Annotated in this window: 9 protein-coding genes; 5 read left to right on the top strand and 4 right to left on the bottom strand. The window is 43.3% G+C overall.

Annotated elements, in window-relative coordinates:
- Positions 1-20: 20 nt before the first annotated feature.
- Both LHV68_09650 and LHV68_09645 read right to left on the bottom strand, forming a co-directional pair.
- On the bottom strand, positions 21-18,443 hold the full coding sequence (locus LHV68_09650) for an AAA family ATPase (GenBank protein ID MCB4792139.1): 18,423 nt from the start codon (positions 18,441-18,443) through the stop codon (positions 21-23).
- A gap of 55 nt (positions 18,444-18,498) precedes the next feature.
- Positions 18,499-19,014, bottom strand: a complete 516-nt coding sequence (locus tag LHV68_09645; GenBank protein ID MCB4792138.1) for a hypothetical protein — start codon at positions 19,012-19,014, stop codon at positions 18,499-18,501.
- A 127-nt stretch (positions 19,015-19,141) separates the two neighbouring features.
- Here LHV68_09645 and LHV68_09640 point away from each other — a divergent pair, with 127 nt between their 5' ends.
- The 5 genes from LHV68_09640 to LHV68_09620 all read left to right on the top strand — a co-directional run bounded on the left by LHV68_09640 (position 19,142) and on the right by LHV68_09620 (position 22,837).
- Positions 19,142-20,452: a radical SAM protein gene (locus tag LHV68_09640; GenBank protein MCB4792137.1), complete on the top strand. Its 1,311-nt coding sequence runs from the start codon at positions 19,142-19,144 to the stop codon at positions 20,450-20,452.
- Positions 20,443-21,294 (top strand): radical SAM protein, encoded by an 852-nt coding sequence (locus tag LHV68_09635; protein ID MCB4792136.1) that lies wholly within the window; start codon positions 20,443-20,445, stop codon positions 21,292-21,294. Before LHV68_09640 ends, LHV68_09635 begins: the two co-directional genes overlap by 10 nt.
- Positions 21,295-21,380: 86 nt before the next feature.
- Complete coding sequence (locus LHV68_09630) at positions 21,381-21,671, top strand: GIY-YIG nuclease family protein (GenBank protein ID MCB4792135.1); 291 nt, start codon at positions 21,381-21,383, stop codon at positions 21,669-21,671.
- Between the two features lie 78 nt (positions 21,672-21,749).
- Complete coding sequence (locus LHV68_09625; GenBank protein MCB4792134.1) at positions 21,750-22,457, top strand: hypothetical protein; 708 nt, start codon at positions 21,750-21,752, stop codon at positions 22,455-22,457.
- A gap of 89 nt (positions 22,458-22,546) precedes the next feature.
- Positions 22,547-22,837 carry a GIY-YIG nuclease family protein gene (locus tag LHV68_09620; protein ID MCB4792133.1) on the top strand — a complete coding sequence of 97 codons (291 nt, stop codon included), beginning with the start codon at positions 22,547-22,549 and terminating at the stop codon, positions 22,835-22,837.
- A gap of 78 nt (positions 22,838-22,915) precedes the next feature.
- Here the strand turns inward: LHV68_09620 and LHV68_09615 are convergent, their stop codons facing one another.
- Complete coding sequence (locus tag LHV68_09615) at positions 22,916-23,698, bottom strand: class I SAM-dependent methyltransferase (protein MCB4792132.1); 783 nt, start codon at positions 23,696-23,698, stop codon at positions 22,916-22,918.
- Positions 23,695-23,919 (bottom strand): hypothetical protein, encoded by a 225-nt coding sequence (locus LHV68_09610; GenBank protein ID MCB4792131.1) that lies wholly within the window; start codon positions 23,917-23,919, stop codon positions 23,695-23,697. The genes LHV68_09615 and LHV68_09610 overlap by 4 nt, the downstream gene beginning before the upstream one ends.
- Positions 23,920-24,094 lie beyond the last annotated feature (175 nt).

Here is a 24,094-nt window from a genome sequence, read left to right as displayed (position 1 = left end):
CGTCCCCTATTTCTCTATTTCTACCCGGCGACTTCTATGGCGGTATACAGGTTGGCTTTGATGCCGGCACCTAGCGTTTCCTTTATCTTATCACCAAACTCAGGTAACCTTTGTTCATAGACATCCAATACTATAAGAAGCTCGGTAACGGACCAGCCGCCGCCGGGCAGGACAGCCTCTTCAATAAAGCTTTCAAGAGTCCGGGCCAGGACCTTGTCTACGGCAATTTGGAAATCACTGCCTGTTACGGTATTAACATAGAGGCTCATATATGCTGAAAAATAAGGAATATCCTCATCCCTATAGTTGCCTTGAGATATCTGCCCTAGCTTTGGTTTTAGATTATTAAGTATCTTATCTGCATAAGCAAGCCATTGGGTTGCACGGCCCTGGTCACCCCGTTCGCCCAGCACTGCTGCTCCTTTGTTTAAGGTAGTATACAAAAGAGCTTTCAATCCGTCCGGCTTTTGATTTAACCCCTCAAGGAAGCCTTCTTTTGCCAGCTGAACCACATAGTCTTCCGCAGTGCGTACTATAAATTCATTTATTTTTCCCCTCATATTTCTATCCAGGCCAAACCCTTTGCCGCGGTATTCCAAAAGCATGCCTGCCACTTCAACCAGCCTCAGCCGGCTTTCATCCGCAGCAGCGCTTTTATCTATCCTGTCTATTTCATTATTCACTATTTCTACGGCCAGGCCATAATCGCCTCTGGCCAAGAGCAAGGGCACTTCTTCAAGCGCTGTGCCCGGCACTGTTACAGCATTCATAAGGATCGCACCGTATGCTGTATCGCACCGTTCAGTCACGAAGTTCGGAGTATCTTTCCCTTTATATAATGATTCCAGTATACCGCGCGTAAAACCCATAAACTCACTAAACAAAACAAGCTGTTCATCGCCGTTCGAGTCCCTTATCTTCTCAATATACCGTTCGGCTTTAAGCCGGAACCGGTATAATTCACCGGAACTAAATTGTTCGTTCTCAATTATTTTTTGCACGGCAGCAAGCATTCCTGAGATATACGGGCCGCTTTTGAGGGGTTCTAGAGTTCTCTTTTCCTGAGGTTCAATAAACTCCTTGTGATAGGTAGTAAAATAAACACGCACAATTTTAGCTAATTCGCTAAAATTCGGGTCTTCTATTTTAATCGCAGGCTTATTTTTCTCGTCAAAAAAACCGAGCCCGTGGCGCCGGTAGGCCTGCATGAACCGTTCCTGCGGTGTCTGCGGGCGGGAGATGCCTATCAGCCCCTCTAATATCTCCTGCATAAGGACCTGCGCAACCTGGAGGTTTTCAAGAGGCATGAGGACAAACCCCTCGGCTCCTGATTGGGCTAAACGCCGGGCAGCCTTCTTATTATCTTCTTCGTTTAGCAGGTTATTATAGACTATCCGGAAATACAAGTTGTCTTCTTTTGCAAGCGGAATAACCTGGCCAAGAACACATAAACGCTCAACATAAAAATTACGCACCGCCCGTATCCTTTGTTCCATGCGGCTACTCACAGCGCTCTCCAGGGACAACGGCAGTGCAAATATTACCCGCGTATCAGGGTTTCTGCGGCTTAATGTTTCCAGCTTACTCATAAGGGTATCAAACTCACCTTCTTTTAATCCGTCAAGCCCGCTTAAGTCAACGTAAAACCTGTAAGGCCAGAATTCCAGGGTCCGTGCTAAAAGAAAAGGCAGCAGTTCCAGCTGCTGCATATTTTTTACAGTATAGCCCCTCTCTATTTGTTCTTTCATTTTTTTTCTTGCTGATAATACCTGGGCTTCTCTGGATTTAAAATCTTTGTTATCCGGATCCAGCACAGGCTCCAGTGTCCTTATGACAGCACATTTAGTAAGCGCCGATGTAACCTGGCCGCCGCAGATCTTCTTTAGTTGTTCCTGCGCTTTTATCGGTAATTCAGCCTCGGGATTTGCGCCGAGCCGGACCTCTATTATCCGTTCTGCTTCACGGCTTATCATGGATTCCCGCAGTTTGGTCCTGTAAGCAGGACCGAGTTTTGTTTTAATAAAAACGTCCGTATCAAGCCTAGTGACGTCATCATAGGAAATGACGATATCAGCGCCGGCAGAGATATTTCCCTGCGCATTTACCTTGTCTTTTTCTACCTCGATGAACAGGGTGTTTTTATACCTGAGCGCCTGCTCAAAATCATCGCCGGGGAGCATATACCCGGCAAGTTTTCCCTCTGCGTACACGATATCAGGTTTAAGAGCTTTCTTGCTGTTGCGGCCCGGAAGATAGCGCATCAGTTCTTTGTTGAACTTGTCATTGTTACAAATAAAACCTATAACCTGGTGCCCGATCTCGCTTAGATCCTCATCGCTCAGGGCTTCTAGGCCTGCCGGTTGTTCAAAGCGGAGCAGGACCGCATAACTGCCGTCGCCTGCATCAATAAGCTCTCTAAATACCTTCAGCCGCTCGCCTTTAAAAACTACCGCTGGTATTCCGGCGGTTTCATTCGTGATCTGAACAAAATCTTTGTCAATGATCCCCTGCACGTTCCTTAAACGCTGTTCTCTTTCCGCACCCGTAACAGGCGCGATACCAAGCACATTAATACCGCACCGCGTTCTTGAAATGAACCCGTCCCGCTGCATATCAATATCCTGCTGCCCCTTCAGCACTGAAATCTCGGTTGCATGGACCAGTTCATGAAACCCTATTTTGAATTTAGCGTGAAGTTTTATAAGAATGCTGTCCTTTAATTGTTTTCCCCATATTATCTTCATATCCTTGGCTATGTGCACAACAATGGCGGCAACAAGAGCCAGGGAGATAAGCTGCCCAGCGGGTATCATCCCGCAGGCAAGAGCTCTGGAACCCGCCAATATTATAAAGACCGCATTGTATATTATCGTTGCAAAGGCCTGCGATTTAACAAAGGACATAACTGTATTTGGCAATGTACGTTTTAGTGCAGGCACCGGCACGAAGAATTCACCGGCAAGCTCTTTTTTCCATCCCTGCCACTTAACTGCCGGGCTTGAACGCACGAGCCAGCGTATAAACGTATGCAGGAATAAAAATACCGGGCCGCTCCACACCAACCCGATGCCGAGTGCAAGTAACGGAGCAACTCCCAGGCATCCAAGAAGAGAAGGAATAACCATAAGCCCGCCGTACCTGAACACCGGTTCTTCCCACAGGCCTGAAATAGCATTAAAGAGATTGCGCAGAACATTTACATAAACGGTAGCGTTTTCAAAACCTTTGTCAGCGATAAACCGCGCCGCTGCCTTCAGTATAGGATCCAATAAACTGGTCAAAGGCTCATCACTCTCTGTATCCGGATCTGCCAGCTGCAGGAAACCGGTAATATCGCCTCCAAAATCGCGCAGGGTCCCGGGCCCGGTGATCTTAAGTTCGGCTATTTTTGCAATGGCCAGTGCTATATCATAGTTCTTGCCTTGGCCGATACGGACATTATACACCCCGGGGCCGGTAAAGGCACCTATATCCTTGACCCCTGCCCCTATGCCGATAGCAATGATTTCTATGCCTTGCTCGCGATACTGCTCAAGTATCTTCTTCAAACTGATTTCTATATCCTTGCCGGTCTTTTCATCCACTCCTACTTTTACCGGGACATCTGTTATTTTGCCGTCTTTTATGCCTGCTTCTTCATCCTTGGCATCCGTGACTAACACAAGATACTTAACCTCAGCATTTTTCGCTTCCTGACTGGCTAAATAATCCTGCAGTTTCCAATACAGAGCCGCGGTGATATTGGTGCCGCCTTTGCCGATCAGTTTCGCCATAGACTTTATTCTTTCGTCATTCTGGTCTTCGGTTAAACTTTCACCCAACGCTACAGCGGGCTTGAATGCCTGGTTGGTGAAATGGGTCAGGTCCCATAAAAAATTGTGAGGTATGACCTGGCCTACTTGCCAAAACCGCCTGCCTATCATACTTATAGTATACTCAAGCTCATTTTTCCTGGGTTCCTGGCTGCCGCTAAAATCAATGAGGTTCATAGCAGCCACAGACCGCGGTTTATTCACCTTTCTTCTTATTTTTATTTTTTTGTCTTTTCCGGCTGCCACTGCCTGCACGTCTACTTCTCCTATGCCTCTGCGCACCATTTTTGTTGTTGTACGGTATTTTGACAAAACGGCGCTCACTATCCGGTTAAAAACAAACCAGGTTTCACCGCTCTGGCCTTGCAGCATCATGGCAGATACAGGGTCGTTCGTTTTTATAACCTGTACTATTCCTCTTATCGTACCGTCAACTCCATACCGGACTCTCCGGTCTATGTCCTGCCTGTCGACGCTTAAAGACTCTATTTTATCCGGTAAAGCGCTGCTGCTTGCAGCGGGCATGGTTTTTATCTGCGGTTTAATACCCTGCAGAGCCATAGCTTTTTCCTGGCGTTCTTTCCACCGTTCAGATTCCTTTATCAATTGGTCAGGCACGGGAAGATTATTTTTAAACCTTTCACTATGCAGTTCCCCTGCAAGCTGGTTCAGGTCATTTTTCATGGGGTCTCCGCCGCCGCCAAGCCCGGTTTTGCCGAGCCGCACCCAGCCCAGATCATTAAACGGCACAAATATTTCCGGATAAGCATGCTTCTCAGGGCCGGTTATTACCATCCTTGCATCAATCCCCAGACTGAGCGCTGTAACAACAAAGGCGAAGGTGCGCTGGTCACACTTAGAGTAAGGGCTTTTTATAATATCTAAATATACATTCCCTGTAATATTTTCAATATCCTTGGTACTTGAAACCTTGTTCCTAAAAAAATCTGTTAATTTAAATACTACCTTTTGATAGCTGTCTCCTTGTTTTATACCTATAAGCTCCAGGGCTTCAACCACAGGTTCGGGTATATCTTTTTTCCAAGTAAACGTGCCGTCAGGTATTTCACTGCTAAAGTAAGCGGCGCGCACTGCAACGCGGTATTTCAGGGTCGCTTTAACAGGCACAGCCTGCTTTGGCGAGCGCACATAATAGTTATCAGCGCTGTCTTTTGCAAATTCAAGCTCAACAGCTGTTTTTTTGCCGTTTTCATCCACTGCCTCTGCAGAGAGCATAAGCATACCTGCGCCTGCTGAAGGCACGCGCTGCCAGGAAGAACTTAAGGCTTCGACAGGGAACGTACCGTCAAAGAAATCGTGGGTCTTTTTCAAATCCCGTTCAGGAGCGGTAGTGAAACTTACCCTGCCTCCGGGATAGTCCGGTTCTTTTTGCCCGGATAAAGTTATTTTATTGCCTGTCACCTTTAATTTATTTAATACATTATACCGCGTATTAGGATATATTTCCGGGCTGAATACGCCGTAGGCGGGTTCTGTTTTCTTTTGCCATTCCCTGACCTGTTCCGGCGTAGGATTTTCTTCTTCCCGTGTCCAGGATGCGTTTTCACCCATCTTCCGGCTGCCGGAGTATTCGCCGCTATCAGCTCTTTGAGGTGCTTTTGCCCCAGGTCCAACAGCAGGCTTACCTGGAGCGGACGTTCCTTCAAACTGCTTGTCCTTGGCCGCTACCTTATCTGCTGCTGCGTTAGCTACTGTTTCTTGTGCTTGTGCATTAGTTAGCGCTTCTTGTACTGCTTTAGCTAAAGGGGTCTGCACTTCTTCTGCTGTTTCATCCGCTTTAGCCTGCTCCTGGGCAGCCGGTTTTGTTCTCTTAGCTTCCTGGGGTTTTTCTCTTTTACTTTTTGCTTTGGTTTTAGCGCCTTTTGCTGCTTCTGCCTTAAGTTCAACAGCAGGCTCGACGGAAGAGTGCCCTTCTTCAACACCCTCATAACCGGTTATTGTTTCATCTTCTCCGGTATCTGCGGGAACTTCTTCCTTGATTGTTATTCGGGCTTCCTCTTCCTTGACTGCCTCTTCCTGCGCTGTTTTAACGATTTCCGGTTCAGGTTCTAGTTCTCTTAAATTTACGCCGTAGAATATACTGCCTATAATATTTGCTTCATCATTTATACCGGGCTGGTTCATATTCGCTATTATCATGCGGCTGGTGATTCTCCTGCCTATTTCTGACCTTCCTGAAAAAAATGCCGGATTTGCGGTCATGGTAAGCAAAACGTGTTTTGCTTTTATGTCAATCGGTTTTGCCCCGGGAAATGCCGGATAAATCCTGCGTTCACCGCGCAATAAAGGCTCCAGGACCCCCAGGATCGCAGGGTTGGCATTTGCCTCATCTATATCTATGACTATATCCCGTGTTTCTTCTTCTAACATTTTATAGAAGCTTCTCATCTCGACCTCAAAAGCCCCTGTTTCATCCTGGGCAAGAGTAAACGTCAGGTCTGAGTAGCTGCTTGCTTTATGAGACTGGAATTTAAAGTAGAAACTGCCGGTTATATCTGCAAAATGTTTGGTGAGCCTGGTCTTAAGAGAGCCCGGGCCCCCGGTAAGAAATACCGCCCTGCCCAGCCTCTTTGCCCGGGCAAGGATCGAAAGACCTTTACGCGCTTCGTAATTATAATCTATAAGGCTGTCCTTGCCCAGCTTCCCGGGCGCCAGGGCGCCTTCACCGGGATTTAACGGCACGTTCCCGATGCTCTCTACAACACCCTCTGGCCGTACATGAACAGCCGGGTCAGGAAGCGTTAAATAGGTAGTGCCAAAAACAGGGAATAAACAATTTTGTACAACATCTCTAAAACGTTCAAAATCAGAAGGTAATGACGGGTACAACCGGGTGGAAAACCTGTAGCCTAGTATGGTTACAAGTTCCTGAGCTAGGATTTCTTTTTCAAGACGAAGATATTCATCCCAGAGGGCTGCTGCCTCTTTTTGTGAAGGAGGGCCCCTGCCGGACCAGGAGCGCGGGTCAAACTTAGTATCTCCTCTTTTTTTCAGCTCTTCTATACGCAGGAGGAGCTGCTGCCATTCATTATTTTCTTCTTTCGCCTGTATTATAGCGTCTGCCAGCATATAGAATATTTCAGGGCCTAGATCATACCTCGCCTGCCGCGCCCAATAAGGTTTTTCGTCCATCTCCTTTAACCCGGCATACAGGTTTGTCAGTATCGTACGTTCTAGCGGGTCCAGGCTATAGCCTTTTTCTAACACCATTTCAAAATCACTTTTTAGTTTCTTATCTTCCTTTCCTTCTGCATCAAAACCCGCGGGTTTTTCGTTCGACAACCCGATCTTTATCCACCGGTTGAAAAACGCACTGTTAAAATCCTCAGTATTGTCAAACGAAAGGTCAGACACCAGGTGCACCCACGGCGGCTTATAATAAGTATGGACAGAGCCTTCTTCGTCTTCCAACTCTATATAACCGTCCTCAAGGAGCCCGTAAAGAGCGGTGCGTATTTCCTCGTTCCACTGGTCTATGTTCCGGATCCAGACAATAACTTCATCCCTTTTTGCCTGATTTTCAAGCTCTTCCTGCTTGAGCAGGTATTTGGTTATGCTTCCCGGTACAAACATTGATTTTTTTGACCCGGGCCCTCCAAAAATGGGTAATGAACCGCCCAGGATTTCAAGCTCTGTATGTTCAGGAAGCGCATCTATGACCACTCGTTCCGCCTTGTGTTTATCTGCCAGCTGGGCGATAACGTCCTGAGCCCTGGCATCATGTTCGGCTATATAACATACAGGCTCATCCTGGTCAAACATGGCCTCGGTCACAAACGCTGCACAGGCTTCAGTCCAGGTTAAAGCGCTGCCAAACTTCTGTTTTATCTCTTGCTTAAGCCTCTCCTCAAACTGCTGGGTTAAGTCACTGCCCAGCCTGTTTTGAATGATCCTATGGGCCAGAATCCGTTCTTCCGGGTGCGGGAACATAACTTCAAACACGACGAACAGGGACTTGTACAATATGTACATGTCATCATCAGGGCCGAGAGCCTGCACCTGTTTGCGGACCTGTGATGCTATGCGCCGTATTTCACGTTTTGAAACAAGGTACCTGTTCTTTTTTTCTTTCCCCAGATTTTTTCCTATCAGAGGCTTCACATCCCAGTAAACAGCCGCTGCTATCTTTGCCAAGGCTGTTTTCCTGTCTTTAGGCAGGGACGTATTATCTCCGAGTATATATTCAAAAAGATTTTCAAGGACAGGAGCCGAATCATCTTCGTCCACATAAATAAATTGAATATTAGATGCAATTTCGCTTTTCAACGGGTACTTAAGCGTGTTGTTGGTAATAACGATATGAAAATCTTTGCTTACTTCAAGCTTAATAGTGCGGCCGGGAAACTCCTCAAGGTATATTTCAGTATCTCCTCTGCCTACAGCGCTGAGCCAGCTCAGCAGCTCCCTGCCCTGTTCGCCCACAGCGCCTTCATCAAAAATGTACACGCCGCCGTGCACCAGACACTCCAGGAATTTCTGCCTGTAATGAGGCTTGCCGTCTTTCTTATCAAAGATAACCGCGCCGTTTGCATCTTTGACCGGCTCGCTGGTCAGGATCAGCCTTCCCTGGCTGTCTTCCTTAAAACCGCCTATAAGGTCTGCCAATTCCCGCTCACCGTGCATCTGGAACAGGTGCCGCGGCAATCCAAAAAGCATCGCCATCTCGCGGCCGATACTCGTCTTGCCCCCGCCGGGAGGGCCTTCCAAATCAACATGCCAGCCTTCAGCAAAAGCCTGTACTATAGAGTCTTCCACTTCCGCCAGCAAATCAGTCCTCATAAGAAAATCTTGTTTAGTGCATGGAAGCCTGCCTTCTTTATACGGGTTTCGCAAAGCGCTAAAATCAACCGGTGTATATTCACCCTGTTTTTCAATGGATTTTATCAATGTATGCCGGGTTTTATACCGTTTTCCATTAAAATTCAGGTATAGGGTATCGTCCTGCCCGGCTTCAAAATAAAACGTTTTCTTGCCATAGAGCTGTTTAAACGGTTTTTGCTCAGGCAGAGCAGCTTCATGCTGTTCAAACTTCACTACCTCGCACAATTTTGGGAGCTTTGTTTTGCTTATTACAGCTCCTGTTTCAATTTGTATCATCTTATCGCCGTCTTTTATTATGTAAGAAGGGGTTTTTCCAAATAAATATATATTCCCTTTATCATTTAAAACCGCTGTTGTATCATCACTAACCGCCAGGGATACAACTCCGCCCCGGACATGCATTTCCTGTATTGCTTCAGGGCTGATTTTACCGTCTACTATTCCATAGACGTAGACATAACCGTTCTCTGTGCCAACTACAAGGGTGTTTCCATCCCTTTCTATTGCAGTAGGAAGGTAGGGTATGCTGACAGACTCTGTTATTTTTCGTTCTTTTCTATTATATATCTGCATAATAACGCCGCTTTCCCAGGGTTTAAACCCTAAAACAACTACAAAATCTTCATAAATTGCCAAACCGGGGACTGACTCTTCAATCACAAAGGAATCAACAGGTTCTGAACTATTTTTTTCAACTCTGTACATATACACTGTTTCCGTGTTGTCCCTAGCCGGCTTGCTTACCGCTAGAGTATTTCCGTATAATTTTATCGAATCAAATCCGTCAGGGCAATTAATTGATGACAATAATTCATGTATTGTTTTGTCTTTATTCATACTGTATACATGCGCTTTAGCGACATCAGTATAGGCGGCTACAACCAAAGTATTACCGTCACTAACAACGTCCGTGATTTTACCTTCGATGCTAAGACGGGATACAGGGGCCAGACTAACCGCTCCTTCCCGTTCTCCGATGCGGAATATATACACATTGTTGCATTCTTTTTTATCATTGCTGGTTCCTATTATTATAGTGTCTCCGCTTATCGCTGTTGAAATAATACTATCTTCGATATCACAAAACGCAACAGGGTCAGGGTTGGCTTTATCGTTAACCTTGGCATAAACCCGCACTTTCCCGTCGCTGCAGCCGCCGACTATATATTTATCGTTTTGTGCCAGCGAATTAATCATCTCATCATCTCTGCCAGTGGAAATAGTATTTTTTATTTTATACGTGCTTATAATATCCGGCGGCTGCAGCTCGTCCGCATTCCTGTATTCCAAGGCATTGGAAAGAGGAGACGTTTTTAAAACCGTTCTCATCTCCTCCAGCGCACGGGCCTTTATATCATCTGCGGCATTTATAACCTCGCTATGGGCCTGGCGAAGCCGTTGTTCGGGTGTCATATCAGCTTTTGTATCCAGCAGTTTGCAGGTAGTTGAAAGGCGTTCGAGGTTTATTCTTTCCTCGCTATCGAGGTTTGTTGCTAAAGCAAGATTATTTATCAGGTAAGGTGCATATTTAATCAGGAATGTTTTCTTATCGCTGCTTATGGCAAGGATGGCCGAGCCGTCCAGTGTTATAGAGGCTGATTGGATTTTCTCTGCAGCAGTAATACGGCTCTTTAATACTGAAGGCTTATCTGAAATATTTTCGCCGTATTCCAGATTATAGATACACAGGTTTTCACTGCCGTCTGAGGCTATTAGCGCCGTGCCGTCCCTGTTCATAGAAACAGACGTTATCGGGTTTGCGGCATCTTCAAGTGCCACTGCAGGGGACTGATTGACTGTACCGTCCTGGCCAACCCTGTAGACATACACCTTCTTATCTTTACTTCCTACAGCTATGGTACTTCCGTCTCCTGCTACAGCAACCGATGTTATGCTGCTTTTTGCATCAGACAACGTTGCTATTAAACCGGGTATTCTGTCGTTATCCAGCCTGTATACGCGGGTATTCCAATCAGCCATTCCAAGCACAAGAGTCTTGCCGTCACTGCTTAAGGATACTGAATCGGCAATAAGTTCAGTTTCAATAATCCTTGGATTGCTGATCTTAGCCTCTTCCCCTTCATAATTAATCTTAAACACATATGTTTTGCCCTTTTTAGTATTAAATACTACTGTTGATCCGTCCTGGCTTACCGCTGCACCAGAGTTAAGAGGAACCAATCCGGGGAAAATTCTAATTTCTCCATTTATCATTAAAAACGAATCACCGTTCCTGTTTCTTAACACAACGGTCCCGCCGTCTTCGCTTACCGCTAATACATCTATAAAATTAGATTGGAGACCCAGGGAACTGCCCCTTATAAAAGAATTGTCAGCTGAAGCACTGCAAATGCTCATTTCCTTAGACGCATTTATTTTTATTATAGTTTTGCCGTCACCGCTCAGGGCTGCAGATTCCAGCAAAGAACCGTCAAAATCCGTTATATTCTTAGTTATCCCGTAGCCATACATAACATCTGAAACGGCAAGTTTATCTGTATCTGCGGTTTTCCACGATAAGGCAGCAGCCCTGCTTTTTAGAATCTTCCTTAGTTCGGCTGCTATCCTTTTTATTCCGTCAGCTGTTTTAGTAGAATACAATGCTTCCTGGATCTTTTTTATTCTTTCAAGCGGAGTGCTTACGCTGCTGTGAGTATCCAGGACTTCACAAACCTCGGAAAGGCTCCTGCGGGGTATTCTTTCTTTACTATCAAGTTTCAGCACAATTTCGTTATCTTCAATTATAAACTCCGATTTCTCAAAATCATAAGTTTTGCCGTCATCGCCGCTTACCGTTATATTAGAGCCGTCGGCATTCATTGCTACCTGGGTGATCTGTCTTGCAGGTACGTCCAGGCTTCCTTGAAGCACAGCGAAAGGTTCTGCGTAGGAATTTATAGTATACACTTCTACCTGAGCATTCCCTGTTAGGTTATAGTGTGCTAATACTAAAGTCTTTCCATCATCACTTACAGCAATTGATTTAATAGAGTCCTCATCAAAATCAATAACCGCCGCAGGCAATAATGGTATTGCCCCGTCATCTCCCCTGTGAAACACCCGTACCTGTTTATTACCGGTAGTAACAACTATGGTCTTGCCGTCGCCACTTACTGAAAGTGAAGTAATATTAGTTCCTGCAGTACCCGCGTTTATTTTTCCTATCATAACGGGTTTTCCGTCATCTCCCATTTGATAAACGTTAGTTACCCCTCCATACTTTCCTATAGCCAGGACATTGCCGCTGATGCTCATTGAAACTTCTATAATTTCGTCATCCAGTGATGTCATGGTATCTTTTTTCTCTTCATCGGTAACTGTCCCGTCGTCATTTATGACGCTTTCTTTAATGATTTCTCCTTCGGAAGAAAGGGTATATACATTCGTCCATAAATTATCGGATGTCATAAGGGTCCTGCCGTCACTGCTCAAAGCAATTCCCTTAATATCCATAAATATCGGAACCAGCGCCTTATAAACAGGTTCCCCCAAATCGTTTATATTAAAAATTAATACTTTCCCTCCAGTAATAGCATCATCTGCTCCTACGACCATGGTTTTACCGTCACTGCTGAGAGCTATCGTTCTAATCCTTTTACCTTTATATTTATCTTTAAATTTGTCTTTATCTTCTTTCTCTTTTAATGCAATGCTTGCATAATCGAGCGGTTTCTCGCGGTGATTCCCGTCCCTATCAAGAGTATGTATGCGTACCTCGTCAAACACATAGCCGGTTGCCCAGGTTTTGCCGTCATTAGTCTGCGCTCTTGTTCTTTTATGGCTGTCCGGTACGTCGCCTGAGGCCTTACCTGCTCTGTATGTACGCACGATGTCCCCTTTTTCAAGCTCAGCCGGCGCCGGATATTCCCACATTCCTATATCCGGATTGGCTTTCAGGATATCAGCTATTTTACCAGCTGCTGCATCCCTGGACACTGCATCAGCCTTTCCATTCTCAAACTCAAATTGAGCCTGGACGAGTTCAACACCTTTGGGAAACTGCATTTTTTGCTGTGCGCTGAGTTCCTCAGTCAACTGGCTGGTGCTTAGATATTGAACTAGAGCCCTTAAAAACTTGCGGCTCAGAGCCGCACGCTGTACCGGTTCAAAATCGAGAAGAAAAACAAGTTCAAAAGCCCTTTCAATATATTCGTACAGAAGAGCTGAATTAAGAACTCCCCTGGGAGTTTCTGCTATCATTGTACTTAGCCGGGCCAGGAACAGCACGAACTTCCTGTGTGATATTTGTACCTGAAAGGGCTGCCCTGCGAAGTCGTTCTTGAGGTTTTGATAGGTTTTTTCTAACAGGTTGAACAGGTTCCTGATCACTATATCAGAAACCTTGTGCTGGACCTTAAGTACGTTCAGCAGTTTTTCAGCCAGGTATTGCCGGCGGTACTCGTTTGCCTGCCGGTAGCATAATAAGGGATAGCGGGATTGCTCCGCGGGCGACCACAACAGAGGCGAGCGGCTTATCATCAGAATGTGCGCATTCGCAGGCAATTGGCTGATCTCATTAAGGGCTACAGCATCTTCCGGCCTCATGTTGTGGATATTATCTAAAATGTATACTACCTGTTTTGAAGGGTCTCTTAAAGCTTCTTCGCGTAATTTTCCCAACAGTCCCTGCCCGAATACAGTCCCGAGCCCGTCAGGTGTAGGGACCAGGCCTCCTTCAAGCATAAAACGGTCTGTTTTATCCGTGACGGGTATTGTTTTTATTGTGCCGTTAACTGATGATTCAAGGTTTTTGATCTCATGCTGCAGGTCGGTATCCGGCTCAACGTTTATATGAACCAGGCGCCCTTTGGTAAGCATCTGGTCTGTTACAAATTCAGTAAATCCGGTAGGTTTATTCAAAGACTCAAGAGACTCCGGCGGCACCAGGGCTAAGACTTCAGCTCTTATATCAGCAGATGCAAAGCTTCTAGTTTCCTTTAACTTCTTAGGAGATTCGAATAGATTCATTATAGCTGAAGCCCTGATCTTCATTCCGTTATATGTAAACATTTCCTGGAGTGCTTCAATAACAGTTTTTTGGTCAGACGGTTCTTTCCAGCCGGCAACGAGATGGGTGCGGACAGCCTTGGCAACAGCTGTTTTCTCATCTTTGCCCAAAGAGATGTCATACAATACGTCTTCGCAAAGGCGCCGCAGCTCGCGGGCAGAAAAAATCTTTTTTTCCTGAGCCCCCAGTTTACCGCCTGCATACGAAGCTACGACACATAAGTAGGCAAAGGCAAGAGTAGAAGAAATCTGCCCGCGTAATTTAGCATCACTTATGCCCGGGGCTTTTACGGCACCAGCTTCCGTCTTCCAGCCGTGCTTGAGATACATTGAGGCATAGAGGAAAAGTTTGTCTATCTCGCTTTCTTTACGGCTTTCATTGCCGGTAACAAACTTATCAACTGTAATCACAGGCACATATTCTTTCCAAACGTCAGGGAATATGCCCCTGGCTATATAATCGGCTGGATTTATATCAACTACGATCTGCGTCTTGGGGCTTATGCGGATAACCTTGACTTCTTCGCCTTCCGGTACGGGTACTTCAGTAAGCCGGATTGTTATATCCCCTACCTCATCCCCCGGTTTTGCTTCCGCCACCTGGACAAGCCACCAGGCCAGGGCTGTACGTTCCTGGTCATCAATAAGGGTATTGAACTCGCTGAGCGCTATTACGCTCCCGTTTTCAGCCTCAGCCCGTTCCTTGAATGTTGTTGACGGATTAAAACTCAAAGCGCCGCTTGCGTCCATTTCAAAACCGCCTATGAAATCAGCCAGCTCCGTACCCTCGCTCGTAGAACCGCTGTAAAAATCCTTGCCTTGCGATTTTGCGTGCTTGCCGGCAGTGTAGGTCTTTCCTACGCCGGTCGCCCCCTGCAGCTGAAGGATCTTAGTTTTTGTTACCGCAGCCTGATGATAAAAATAAAGCATTTTAATAGTATCAAAATCCAGTATGAGCCCGCTCCTTTCATGGACAGCATCCAGCACATCCTCTCCCTTTAAACCTTCTTTCAGAGTGCCAAATTGTCCTTCCGATAACGGGATTTTGGTATTGTCTATCACCAGGAACACAGCGCTGTTTTCCCTATCAATACGCAAGTAATCGGTATAGTTTCTTTCATTCACCTGTTCCGGAAATGCCGTTAAGGCAGCAGGTTTAAAACCTGCCGGTTTTTTTACCTTCTTTACAATAAGGCGGTCATAGAACGATTCATCCTGCAGGTTTGCACCTTCATGTTTAGTGAACAGTATCTGGAAATTGTCCGGCAGCCTGATAGTACCGAATTCAGGATGCGTTGTTTCCCTAAGGTTAAGAAGTTCCTGAAGCATTATGCGCACCTCTGGCTGCATAGACTCGACATTTTTAATGATAAGCACATGTTTACGGGGCGGCCGCCCTTCCTTCCCGGCTGTTTCCACTTCCTTACCGGCTTCTTTTATGCACCTGGTAAGCTCGCCGTACCCGAGGACGATGTGGTTATCGCTCTTGCGCGGGACCTTCTGCCCCAGGATCTGGCCTTCTTCAGTGAACGGATGGGCCCACAGCTTTGAGACCGTTATACTCCTGTCCCTGGACACGCGGTCCAAAGCTTCCATCAAAACCCGGTCGCTGCCGCTCTCTAAATTAAATAATACCGGATCATTAGTAGCTAAAGCATAGGCTGCTGTTTCAACATAATTTTTATAATCAGGCTTGATGGAAAATAAATCGTCCAGAAGTTTTTTATTGGATAAATCAGAAGGCCTGATAAATGGATAAAAGTGGAAAAGGTGCTTTAAGATATTGTCAGCTCCTATCAGGTCGCCGTAATGTTGTTTAATGGCAAAAAGGATAGCTTGCCCTAAAGGCTCGACATTAGCCCTGCCTGAAGCATCCCTGCCTATTTCATAACCCTTCTTTTTTTCTTTGGGGAGCTTTTGGTAAGCGTTTATGAACTCAAGCACGGTTTTGACAAAGCGTTCCTGGGCCCGCAGGGAAAATATGTAGCTTTGCGCCAGAGGAAAATCTTTTAGCACGTCACGATTAAAGCTGGCATGAGATTTTTTCAATTCGTTAAAAAGTTCATAGTCCTTTTTATCTATTACAAGCCGCCCGCTGGCGGTTTTTTTGACGTCAAAACCCAGGGTTTTAAGCACTTCGGCGCCGGAGATAACTTCATAAAGCTTTTGCGGCCCGCTCAGAGAAAGCACCCGCATATTTTTCAGTACAAGTTTTCCTAGATTCCTTCCTTCATAGTAGCGGTACCGTTCCCCGGCCAGAGCCAAAAAATTCCATAGTTCATGGATCCCGGCCGCCAGCGGTATGGCCAGCTCAAGCGGAGCGGCAAAAAGCAGCAAGCTCAAACCCGCCCCTCCCAGGAACCTGTTAAAGAACAACAGTATCCTTTCTCTCCTGTCCAGGCCTTCACGATATAGATCGGAATGCATGAAGGAAAATACAGCGCCCAGCAACAGTGCAGCTCCGATTATTATAGGTGAAACCGGACTAGGAGTCAGAAGGCTGACGTGGATAAGCATTTTTGCTGCTATAGTACCAGCAGTAAGCAGCAGGGTCTCGGCAAGGAGCATTGACAATCCTTTCTTAAGCTTATCGCCTATGTATCCCAGCCCGGCGGCATTTACCGCCTTGTCTTCGAGGGTCGTCAATATGTCTTTGGGAATTATCCATTTATTTTTCTGGACATAGTTTCTGAGCGCTTTGCGCACTTCCTGCGGGCTTAGTTTTGCCGAAGCTACGGCCTCATCGCCTGTAATGCGTTTGCATTTTTTATCATAAGCTATGGTCTTAACTAATGCTTTATCCGGATCAGCTATATCGGCATAATGTATGGAAAGTTTATACCCTGTTTCAGTTTCTTCTACTAGAACGTTTGTTTTGCCTGTGTCTCCTATTTCTTTAAAAAGCTGGCCGAATAACCGGTTGCTGGCACCTATATCGAGCTTGCCGTTTTTGTTGAACTTCGGATCTTTATATAACCCTGCCATTAAGTCGTCTGCCAGTAACGGCACTTTATCAAGAAGACCGAGAGCTGAAAGCACTACTATCTGCAGCGAATCCAGGCCTTTGACAGTGCCCTGTTGGACCGGTTGATTCATGCGTTGAGAAGCAGCCTTTATTATCCTTGTCTGAGCCTGAAGCAGCTCTGCATATACAGATTCAGAAAACGCATTATCCTGGGTTACATTAGGGGTAATGACAATGTAAGGGATGCCCCGTTCCTTCATAAGGACAGAAATACCCTGAGTATGGAAACCGCCGGTCACAAGCACGACTATGTCGTCCTGCTCTGAAGCTGTGAAGCTCTGAGGCTTAGAAACCATGCTTACATCCTGCTTATGCTGGAATGCTGTTTCATTGAGCGCCTGAACCCTGAGCCCTGCCCCCTGTACCCTGCCGTTCATGCAGTTATTAAGCAGGCACTCATTTCTCTTCAGGTTCACCTGATAATAGTCTTCGAGCAGGCCGAGGCTGTCTTTTATTTGAGAGAGCTTGTTATTTCCGATATATTGTTTCCACAAAAGCTCAAATTTTGACAGGTTCTCGCGGACAAAATCGTAATCTTCAGATGAGCTTTTGTAGGACAGATAATCTTTAAGATATCTTGAAAATTCAATCAAAAATATAATGTCACGTTCACTCTTTTTACGTGCAAGCCTTAGCCTGATTTCATTGAGCAGTTTATATTCTTCACTGATAAGTTTTATAGAATTTATGCCCTGGCTTATCTCGAGGTAATCAAAAAACTTTTTAAGGTTGGGGTAGTCGTTTGAAATGTCAAGTTTGTATTTAGCAGCTATCTTAGGCAAGTACAGGCACAAATACTGCAGCTGGGAAAAGTTGGCTGTTTTTACCGCCAGGTTTTGATATGCTTGATAAGGAAGTTTTTGTTTTAACAGCCCTAAAAGTGCCTGCAGTTCTTTTGAGACTTTTTTGTAATCAAAAGACCTGTCAAATGTTTTTATGAACTCAGACGTATTTTTGTAATCACGGATGTCTATGTCCAGTTCCAAAGAATATTTGGCAAGGGCCTTATAGAATTTTTTAGGATTGATAGCGCCGTTTTTGTACTTCTTAAGGATAGTATCAAGCCTCTTGTTATCAGCATCATAATATATATTTTTTAATACTTCTAAATCCCTGGCAAGGTTTTCGATTTTTTGATTAATTTGCTCCTGTTCAGATACAATGGTATTTAACCTGAGGACGTTTTGACAATGAAGTCTTTTGTCATCAACTCCAAATAACAGGTCGTTCCTCCCGGAGAGCGCAGCATAATACTCAGATCCAGATAACTTCCCTGTTTCCATGAGCACTTCAAGAACCTTTGCATTTAATTCCTTGTCTTTTACACCGGTAAGCCAGGAAGTATCTACAGAACCATAGGCGCCTTCAATATATACATGTTTTATATGGTATTTGTTATCTATAATCGATATGATTTTTGATATATTTCTTTGAACTTCAGGATGGCAGTGGAGATCCTGGATGTTAATTACTACAGTATTTGAGTTATTAGTTCGTAGTCCAGGACTGCTTCCAAACCCTTGATTTTTAAACTCCGAACTCTGAACTTCCGCTTCGCGACCCAAGGACACACCGAACTCTGAACTGTAGTTATCCGTTATCCGCCCCACAGACGCAGGCAGCATAAAACCGTCAAGTATTTCGTTTACAGAATTTATGTCCCGTATCCTCTCTAAAGATGCCTGTAATGGTTGCGCGATAACAAATGAGAATACGAAGCAGAATATTGTGATAATAGCGATGACTTTTCTTTTCATATCCGATAACCTTTTTAAACAATAAAAAACCCGATTCCGTAACATAGGGATCGGGCTATACAGCTCTATTCAAACCTGCAATATTGTAATATATATCCAAAGCACCACGGGGCAGGGCCTTAAACAAAATTAAAAATATATATGTCTTAAAACACCTGAACCTGGTTAGATGCCAGGAAACATCCCTTCCTGGGTGTAATACATCAATAAAAGCATTGTAAATACAAGGACTTTTTGCAATGCTTAATAAAATACCACCCTGGCTGTGAATAGTCTTGACAGTGAAAGAAAACTCTTTGTTCATGGAAGGCAAGGTCTGGTCTGCCTCATGCTTCGATTCTTTTTCCTGCGGTTTAGCTTTGTTGATAGGCGGATTCGAAGAGCTGTTTGAAAGCAGCAGGTCTACCACTTTAACAACGTTCTGCGCTAGATATTGAGAGACAAAAAATCTATCGCCTACAGCTGCAGCGCTTGCAAAAATATTTTGTTCGCCTAAACTATCGGTTACTAATAAAAACGAACAATGGTAGAGAATGAAACTGAATATGATGAGCACTGCTATTTTCTTCATAATATATATATAATATATAAACAGTTTGGAATCAATATAAAAAATATGTAAAATATTTATAAAATTTGATATATATAGTGACAAATCCTTTCTTAACTTCCATATTTTTCGTATAATATTACTTATTATGAATCATGAAACCGCTCTTGTCTTACTGCCTGTTTTCTGGCCGAACCTCCCGCCGCTTGGCCTTGCGGCCCTGAAAGGTTATCTTAAACAAAACCAGACCGGATCAGATATCCTTGATTTCAATAATTATTTTTTTCGTATCATGGACAACAACATTAAAAAACAATGGCAAACAAGCTCTAATCCAGATTTTGAAAATTCATTCCTTGCCGCAGTTAAAAAAAACCATCAAAAAGATTTTAATCTAATGATAGACAGGCTTTTAAGCTATAAAATAATCGGTTTTTCATGTTATAAAAGCAACTTTAGCGTCGTAAAGGAAGTCGCAGGGATATTGAAAGCCAAAAATCCGGAAATTAAAATCATTTTTGGAGGCCCTGAGATAGCAAGCCAATATTTCAAATTTAAAGACGGCCTGGCTAAAGAATATTCCGGTTTGTCCGATCTTTTTGTGGTAGGCGAGGGCGAGCACGCCCTGTTAGCTTATATCACAGAGAAAAAAATGGGTGAAAAAGTCATCCTGTTTAATGAAATACAAAATCCTGATGATTTTTCCTGCGCAGATTATTCCGACTTTAACCTCAATGATTACCCTAAAAAAGGAGCTGTCTCGCTTATCTTTTCAAGGGGCTGCATAAGAAACTGCGGTTTCTGCTCAGAACGTTTGTTGTATAAAAAATTCAGGACTTATCCGGTAGATAAAATAATAGATAGTATAAGAGAACTAAAAAAAGAAGGTATAAAGAATTTTATTTTTAACGACTCTTTAATAAACGGCGATTTAGAAGCCTTTGAAAACCTTTTGGATAATATCATATCGAATTTCGGCTCTATAAACTGGGAGGCGCAAATCGCAGTAAGGAACGCTATGCCGGACAGTTTATTTAAAAAAATGAAAACCAGCGGCTGTTACAACCTTTTTGTCGGCCTTGAGTCAGGCTGCAACAATACTTTAAGAAATATGAACAAGGGTTTTACAGCGGCTGACGCTGCCTTATTCTTCAAGAAACTGAATTCCGCTGATTTAAATTTCGGAGTAAGCCTTATAGTAGGGTTCCCGGGCGAGACGATAGAGGATTATAAAGAAAGCCTGTATTTTTTGATAAGGAACAAAGCTCTTATAAAGAAGATAGAACAGATAAACCCCTATGTCTATTATGAAGGCACAAGTATAGAAAGAAAAGCTGACTACAGAATCAATAAAGAGTCTATTCATAAAGTGAACCTGTTCATAGAGACCATAAAAAAAGAAGGTTTTAAGTATACTAATGCTTTCATGAAAAACCTGGTTGAGGAAAAATGGAAATAAGGGAAGTAGGCGTTTCAAGGATATTAAACCCGACATCGATTGATCTTGGAGATTATGTAATAAATCCGTATAAAGGATGCCAGTTTTCCTGCATTTACTGCTATGCTCAATTCAACAAATCCACGCTGAAAGATAAAAGAAAATGGGGTTCGTTCGTAGATGTTAGGCTGAATGCCCCTCTTCTGCTGGAAAAAGAAATACTTATTAAAAAACCGAAACAGGTCCTTATCGGTTCGATAACAGAGTGTTTCCAGCCTGTTGAAACTAAATACAAGATAACAAACAAGGTCCTTGAAATACTGAATAAACACGGGGTCTATTATTCTATACTGACCCGTTCGCCTTTGATAAGGGAAAGCTTGCACCTCTTAAAAGAAGGTTACTGTAAAGCTATTTATTTTACTATAAACAATTTTGGGCAAGACCTGAAAAATAAGATCGAACTAAAAAGCCCGCCTTTTAAAGACAGGTTGGCTGCAATTGAAGAACTTCACTATAACAAAATACCCGTGATCCCGAGCTTTTCTCCCATCCTGCCGTTTGTAACTGATATTAACGATATCTTTGCTGGCTTTGAAAAATACGATACGATGAATTTTGAGGGATTAAATTTTAACCTCGGCAACATTTCCAAAGTTATCGATGCCATTACAGGTTCCTATCCGTATTTAAAACAAAAATACAATGCTATGGTTACCGACAATAAAATCTACAACGGCACATGGCAGTCAATTAAAAACAGCATAGAAAAATATGCAAAAGAAAATAATAAAGTATATAATGTCTATATCCACGGCCGGAAGGACTATTTTAAAAACACATATAGCAATTCAAATAATTAGATTGCTTCTCCCGCTTTGCGGGATCGCGATGACTTATTGTAGTCATTGCGAGGAGCCCGCAGGGCGACGAAGCAATCCTTAATAGCATGGAAAAACAATACTATATTTACATAATGACGAATAAAAATAACACTGTTCTTTACACCGGAGTTACAAATGATATAATAAAAAGAGTATATGAACACAAGAACAAGGTTACTGAAGGTTTTACTAAAAGATACAATATTACAAAACTGGTTTATTATGAAGTTTTTAATGATATAAAAAATGCAATTGCAAGGGAAAAACAGATTAAGGGTGGTTCTAGAAATAAAAAGATTACTTTAGTAAATAACTCAAATAAGACATGGAAGGATCTCTATCTTGAATTAATGTAATAGATTGCTTCGCTGTCGCTCGCAATGACTTATTGCAGTCATTGCGAGGAGCGAAGCGACGAAGCAATCTCTACTATCATGAAAAAAATAAAACAAAACGATATATTTAAATTTTTGTTCGGCATAAGACAGGTAGAAATAAAAGAAACCTGTGTAATAATCCCATTTTTTTCAAAAGACATTATAAATGAACTTAAGATACTTGAGATAAACAGAGGCCTTCTTTATTCTGCGGGCAGCGATGATAATTTTTCGCTGATCATAACAAAGATGGGTGCCGGGTTTGTCGGAGACGCTGTTTTATATTTAAAAGATACAAAATGCAAAAAACTTATATTTTTGGGTTCTTCCGGTGCGGTTGACAAGGGCCTTGCTATAGGCGATGCCTTCTTAGCGGAAAAAGCATATTCGCAGGACAGCTTCGTAAATATGCTCCTTAAAAGAAAAACACTGGATGTTTTTTATCCGGACAAAGAACTTCTTAGCGGTTTTTCATCCGATATCATAAAAGGGGCCTGTTTATCCGTAGGTTCATTAAAACTGGAAGAAGAATATTTAGATTTATTAAAAAACCACAAAATTAAAGTTGTTGATATGGAAACTGCCGCTTTCCTGGCCGCAGCAAATTATGTAAAAAAACCCGCCGTTTCCCTGCTGTATGTTACTGATATTTTAAAATCTAACCCCTTTTACGGCACTTTTAAAAAAGAAAACATGGAAACCGTAAGGAATGCGGCACGCAGCGCGGCAAAAATATTATACGCTTATATTGTATCACAAAAATAACTTTACATCTGAATATTCCTTAGAGTTGTCATCGATAAAGAAATGTCATTGCGAGGAGCCGGTAGGGCGACGAAGCAATCTCTACTATCATGGGAAAACAATACTATATTTACATAATGACGAATAAAAATAATACTGTTCTTTACACTGGAGTTACAAATGATATAATAAAAAGAGTATATGAACACAAAAATAAGGTTCTAGAAGGTTTCACTAAAAGATACAATATTATAAAACTGGTTTATTATGAAGTCTACAGCGATATAAAAAATGCAATTGCCAGAGAAAAACAGATTAAAGGCGGCTCTAGAAGTAAAAAGATAGATTTAATAAATAGCTCAAATAAGATGTGGAAAGATCTCTATCTTGAATTAATGTAATAGATTGCTTCTCCCGCTTTGCGGGATCGCAATGACATTATGATACAGCCTCTCCTGCCAAAAGGGCTCCGCTGGCTGCTAAATGAACATTTCATAACCGCTTCTTCTTAACACGATCCGCCTCATCTTCCAGGTGGTCCCGGTTCGCCCGTCATTTGAATTCATTATTTTCTTGATCCCTTCCGATATCTCCTTTCTTTCCTTACAGGAGCAGTTATTAAGGACATACCTTTCTTTCTGCCATATACTTATAGTGTTTGGATAGAACATGGCAGCAGCGTCGCAGTTCTTTACAGGCAGCTCGATGCATTCATTAATAAGGACATCCGCATTATACCGGCCTTTGGAGAGTTCTTTGCCCACGTAAAGACTTGCTCCTTGCGAGTTGACAAGCCCGGTGTTGATCTTAAGATATCTTTTGAACAGTTCCACGCCTGTATCTATTCCCTCCATTTCTTCAATAAGGATCATCCCGCCGTCATTTATTTCATTTATCCACATATTGATGAGCCTGACCGGGTTAGCAAGGTGCGAGAGTACAAACCTCATATACATAATGTCCGGGTTGATCGGGAACGGTATTTTTTTGGCATCATGCCTGATAAATATGCATTGAGAGAACCTGTCCATGGCTTTAATCAGGAATTCTTCCGAATTATCAAGCCCGTACACCTGCTTTGTATTAACAGCCATAGAAAGCATATGCGTGGTAAAACCCGGGCCGCACCCCAGGTCAAGAGCCGAAGTTATTGGGGAGCGGATATTATCCCTTATAAAATCCATTGAATGCGGATTAAATATCTCTGATATTTTTTGAAGCCTTTGTGAAGCTGTCTCTGATGTTCCGAATGTATATCTCATGTTTTTTCTCCTATATAATATAACCTGTTGAAATCTAAACCTACTTTCCCGTTTTTAGCCTCTTTCTCAAACTCGTTCTTAACTTTTTCGTTGAAAGCAATAAAGTATTCATCGTCTATCCCTACTTTATAATATTCTTTCTTTGTAAATCCGTTTGCATCACCTGATTGGACTAATGCCTTTTTTGCATATTGGTTTGAAACCATGTCAAATGCACTCATTTTACCATCCTTTTCTCTTTTTCGGGGCAAACAAAAAAACCACCGGCTTTAAAAGTGGTGGTTCTAATTTTTAGTTAATTGTTTGATTCTTTACTTTAACAAATTAAAACGCACCCCTCCCTGCCTTATCCCAGAGGACAAGGCTAACAAGGACCAATGCGCGTTTAATTGAATT

The sequence above is a fragment of the Candidatus Liberimonas magnetica genome (genome assembly GCA_020523885.1).
GTDB classification, from domain to species: Bacteria; Elusimicrobiota; Endomicrobiia; order Endomicrobiales; family JAFGIL01; genus Liberimonas; species Liberimonas magnetica.
The sequence above is the reverse complement of the archived record's forward strand: the minus strand, read 5'-3'. Positions and strand labels throughout refer to the sequence as shown.